Source organism: Kitasatospora sp. NPDC057198 (genome assembly GCF_042670125.1).
Classification (GTDB): Bacteria; Actinomycetota; Actinomycetes; order Streptomycetales; family Streptomycetaceae; genus Kitasatospora.
The window spans coordinates 1-4,687 of sequence record NZ_JBHUWH010000561.1; the positions used below are offsets into that span (position 1 = coordinate 1).

Genomic DNA, 4,687 nt, shown 5'->3' on the forward strand with positions numbered 1-4,687 from the left:
GTCTAGTCGGGCACCGCCAGCAGGCACAGCAGCGAGCAGGCGACCGCCGAGGAGGCCGCGGTGGTGGTCGGGACGGTGCCCGCGGGCGAGTTCGCGGCGACGAAGCTCGCGGAGGCGGTGTTCTTCACCGGCAGCGCCAGCAGCAGCGAGTCGCAGTAGACCTGGCGGCTGCCGCCGGAGGCCAGGGCGAACGTCCCGGCGGCGGTCCGGCAGGAGGGCGTGGACGGGTCGTTGACGGTGACGGTGGCGGCGTCGACCGGGCCCGCGTTGCTGACGGTGATCCGCCAGTGGGCGGTGCCGAGCAGGCCGAGCAGGCCGACGGGGCTGGTCTTGGCCCAGGGGCCGGGTCCGCCGGGGGCGCAGTCGTGCGGGTTGAGGGAGCCGCAGATCTCCTTCTGGACGCTGATCTTGGGCTGGCAGCCGGCGCCGGGCGCGACGGGGGCGGTGACGGTGTTGGAGGTGAGCGCGCCGGTGGCGTCGGTGCCGGTGGCGGTGTTGGTGACGGTGGTGGTGGCGCAGTCGGCGGCCACGGTGGTGCGGAAGCAGATCTGCGGCGCCTCGCCCTTGTACTCGACGACCAGCATCGGGTGGTTGGTGGCGGTGAAGTCGCCGGTGGTGGTGAGCACCAGTTGGGCGGTGACGGTGAGCGCGGGGTGGGCGGCGGGGTCGACGCCGGAGAGGTCGACGGTGCCGTCGGCGGCGAGGCCGGGGGTGGGGACGGGGGTGCCGTCGGGGTCGGTGACCTGGACGCGGGAGGCGCCGAGGTCGAGGTGCGAGAGGTCGAGGTCGGTCAGCCGGGCCCGGGTGTAGGACTGGACGTGGCCGGTGCTGCCGTCGCAGTAGAAGTCGGCGGGCTTGAGGGTGACGGTGGCGCCGCTGTGCATGCAGGGGCTGGCGGCGGTGGCCGGGTCCATCGAGAAGAGGATTCCGGCGTCGCCGAGGCCGATCAGGCAGCGGGTGGTGCTGTCGTAGCTGTAGCCGTAGTCGCGGGTGGTGCCGCCGTTGGCGGTGGGGTGGGTGGCGGGCAGCGGGAAGCCGGCGCAGGGGGCGGCGGCCCGCCAGTCGTAGCAGACGGTGGCGCCACTGCCGCCGCTGCCGCCCCAGGCCGGGAAGTAGCTGCGGGTGGTGGTGTCGGTGGTGACGGTCTCGGGGTCGAAGGTGAGGGTGGAGCCGCTGAGGGTGGCGAGGGCGCCGGGCGGGGTGAGCGGCGAGCCGTCGACGGCGTAGCAGGTGGTGAGGACGTTGGCGCCGCCGACGGTGCTGGTGCAGACGCCGTTGGGGTGTCCGGCGGTGTCGTAGGCGGTGAAGGCGTCGTAGGTGTAGTACGAGGAGCTGGGCCCGGCGGTGTGCGGGGTGCCCCAGCCGGCGCAGCCGGTGTTGGTGCTGGTGTCGAAGCAGCCGAGGGCGGGCGGTCCGGGCACGGTGGAGCCGCCGCCCTGCGGGGCGGAGGAGGCGAACACCTTGTCGCCGATGGCGGTCAGGCCGCCCTGGTAGAGGGCGCCGGGGCTGCCGGGCAGGTCGTGGTTGGCGGCGACGATCGGGGCGTAGGGCTGTCCGGCGCAGGGGGTGCGGCCGGGCAGGGTCATGCACAGCACCTGTCCGGTGTTGGCGACGGCGTACAGGTTGTCGCCGACCTTCACCAGGCCGGCGAGGTTGTTGGCGCTGCTGGGCGAGGTGCCGTTGTTGGCGAGGGCGGTGTAGCCGCAGTTGGCGTGGGCGGCCAGGTCGAGGCAGCCGATGCCGACGCCGGCGGTGGTGTTGGCGGGGTAGTAGAGCAGGTTGGACTGCTGGGGGTCGATCACGTACTTGGTGGTGAGCGGGCTGCCGAGGTCACCGGTGTTGCCGGTGCCGAGCGGTCCGGCGGTGGTGTTCAGCGGGCGCGGCCAGGGGCCGCCGGTGCAGGGCTGGCCGGTGGTGAGGCTGCTGCACACGACCTTGGCGGCGGCGGGGCCGGAGTGGTGGTAGATGCTCCACGCCTGCACCTCCCCGGTGGGGGTGCGGTAGATGACGGGGGTGTAGCCGTCGCCGCCGGTGGCCTGCGCGGTGGGCTGGACGGGGGCGAGCAGCAGCGGGGAGATCTCGGTGCCGCCGGAGCGGGCGACCGGGTTCTCGGCCCGGACGGCGACGGTGGCGGCTCCGGTGTCGTCGGGCCCGAAGGTGCTGCCGTCGGTGGACCAGGACGGGGTCCAGCCGGGCGGCACCTTCAGCGAGCCGGGCACGTAGCTGCCGGCCCCGCCGATCGGGTCGGTGACCTGGGCGGGGGCGGCGGTGTCGTCGGCGGCGTTGTTCTGGTAGCGCACCGTCCAGTCGAGGGTGTCGCCGTGCTCGGCGGTGGCGGCGCCGGGGTGGGTGGCGTTCTTCACGCTCTTGGTCAGCGTGGAGCCGGTGCCGGTGCCGGTGTCGGCGCCGGTGGCGGCCTGGCCGCTGGCGGGGGCGGTGCCGCCCAGGCCGAGCACCAGGAGAGCGGTGGCGAGGGCCGCGGCCAGGGTGGCGCGGCGGGGGTGGGGGCGACGGATCTGCAGGGGCGGACGCGGGCTTCGCAGCACTGTTTCTCCACCTAGGATCGACAGCTGACCTGACGGGTCGTCAGGGCACGCCGCGGACCAAGGTAAGGTGGCGGGCCGTCCGCCCCGGGCCCAGCTTTTCCTATTGGTCACATCATGACCGAATATGACCAATCATCGGGTCCGCGGCCGCCCGGGAAAACGAACACCCGGCCGCCGCTCGATGACCGGTTCCCCGACGACCCGGCCGCCGCTCGATGACCGGCCCCCCGGCGAACCGGCCGCCGGCCGGAGCTTCCGCGACCGCGCGCTGAAAGTTCCGCCGCCGGGCACCGGGGATTTTCCGAGCCCGTCCGGGCCCCCACCTGCCGGAAGCCCTGCTGTTCACATCCTTGAACCATAGTCACGTACAAGTCCATTGACGCGCTCACGACCGGCTCCTACTGTCCGTGGAGCGGCGCCGCAACCCGTTCCACGTTCACATCCGTGACCCACCCCCCTGGAGATGAACGCATGCGCAAGAGAGCAGCCCTCGCGTCCGCGGCCCTGCTGGCCGGCACCGCGGCCGTGCTGTCCACCGGCCCGGCCAGCGCCGCGGCCACCCGGTACGAGGCCGAGTCCTCCCCCGCGGTCTGCACCGGCACCATCGACTCCGACTGGACCGGCTACTCCGGCTCCGGCTTCTGCAACGGCACCAACGCCACCGGCGCGTACGTCCAGTTCACCGTGAACGCCACCGCCGCGGGCACCGCGACGCTGCGCTTCCGGTTCGCCAACGGCACCACCACCGCCCGGCCCGCCGACCTCGCCGTCAACGGCTCCGCCGCCGGCTCGCTCTCCTTCGAGGGCACCGGCAGCTGGACCGGCTGGACCACCAAGTCCGTGACCGTGCCCGTCCGTTCGGGCAGCAACACGATCCGGCTCACCCCGACCGGCGCGGCCGGCCTGCCCAACCTGGACTACCTGGACGCCGAGGTCACCACCTCCTCCACCACCACGCCCCCGCCCACCGCGAACGCCCTCTACGTCGCCCCGAACGGCACCGACGGCGCCGCGGGCACCCAGTCCGCCCCGACCACGCTCACCTCGGCGATCTCCCGGATCGCCCCCGGCGGCACCATCTACCTGCGCGGCGGCACCTACGCGTACAGCAAGAGCGTCACCGTCCCGGCGGGCAGCAACGGCACCGCCGCCGCCCGCACCACGCTCTCCGCGTACCCGGGCGAGACCCCGGTGCTCGACTTCTCCGCGATGTCCGAGGACCCGGCCAACCGCGGCCTGGTCGTCAACGCCGACTACTGGCACGTGTACGGGCTCACCGTGCAGCGCGCCGGGGACAACGGCATCTACGTCAGCGGCAGCCACAACGTCATCGAACGGACCGTCACCCGGTACAACCGGGACTCCGGCCTGCAGCTCGGCCGGATCTCCTCCAGCACCCCCGCCTCGCAGTGGCCCTCGGACAACCTGATCCTCAGCGCCGAGTCCCACGACAACGCCGACTCCGACGGCGAGGACGCGGACGGCTTCGCCGCCAAGCTCACCGTCGGCCCCGGCAACGTCTTCCGCTACACCGTCTCGCACAACAACATCGACGACGGCTGGGACCTCTACACCAAGTCCGAAACCGGCCCGATCGGCCCCGTCACCATCGAGGACTCGCTCTCCTACAGCAACGGGACGCTCTCCAACGGCACCGTCAACGCCAACGGCGACCGCAACGGCTACAAGCTCGGCGGCGACGACATCGCGGTCAACCACACCGTCCGCCGCAGCATCGCGTACCACAACGGCCACCACGGCTTCACCTGGAACAGCAACCCGGGCAGCATGGCCGTCTCCGACAACCTGAGCATCGACAACGCCGAACGCAACTACTCCTGGGACGCCGGGAGTTCGGTGTTCCGCGACAACACCTCCTGCCGCTTCGCGGTCAGCGGCTCCAACGACAAGACCGTCGGCGACGCCGACTCCAGCAACCAGTTCTGGACCGGCTCCAACGGCTCCCGCTGCGCCACCTACAGCGGCGCCCTGGCCTGGTCCTACGGCTCCGACGGGCGGCTGAACGTCACCCTCGGCGGCCGGCCGGTCAGCCTGTGACCCACGGTCTCCCCGGTCTCCCCGGTCTCCCGGGAGGCCGGGGAGACCGCCGTCTCAGCCCTCGGTCAGCATCACCAGCAGCG

The 4,687-nt window shown here is 72.8% G+C and carries 2 protein-coding genes; one reads left to right on the top strand and one right to left on the bottom strand.

The genetic code is table 11. The annotated features are described in order from the left end of the window. Window positions 1–2 precede the first annotated feature (2 nt). Entirely contained in the window at window positions 3–2,546 is a 2,544-nt protein-coding gene (locus tag ACFUEL_RS35465) for a hypothetical protein (protein ID WP_380241660.1), read from the bottom strand. A 471-nt stretch (window positions 2,547–3,017) separates the two neighbouring features. Here ACFUEL_RS35465 and ACFUEL_RS35470 point away from each other — a divergent pair, with 471 nt between their 5' ends. Next, window positions 3,018–4,604, top strand: coding sequence for a carbohydrate-binding protein (locus tag ACFUEL_RS35470; protein WP_380241662.1), 1,587 nt, complete (start codon window positions 3,018–3,020; stop codon window positions 4,602–4,604). The last annotated feature ends 83 nt before the right edge of the window (window positions 4,605–4,687 follow it).

Bases quoted from the DNA above. Each gene is read 5' to 3' on its own strand.
- ACFUEL_RS35470 (WP_380241662.1), top strand. From the start codon at position 3,018: ATGCGCAAGAGAGCAGCCCTCGCGTCCGCGGCCCTGCTGGCCGGCACC.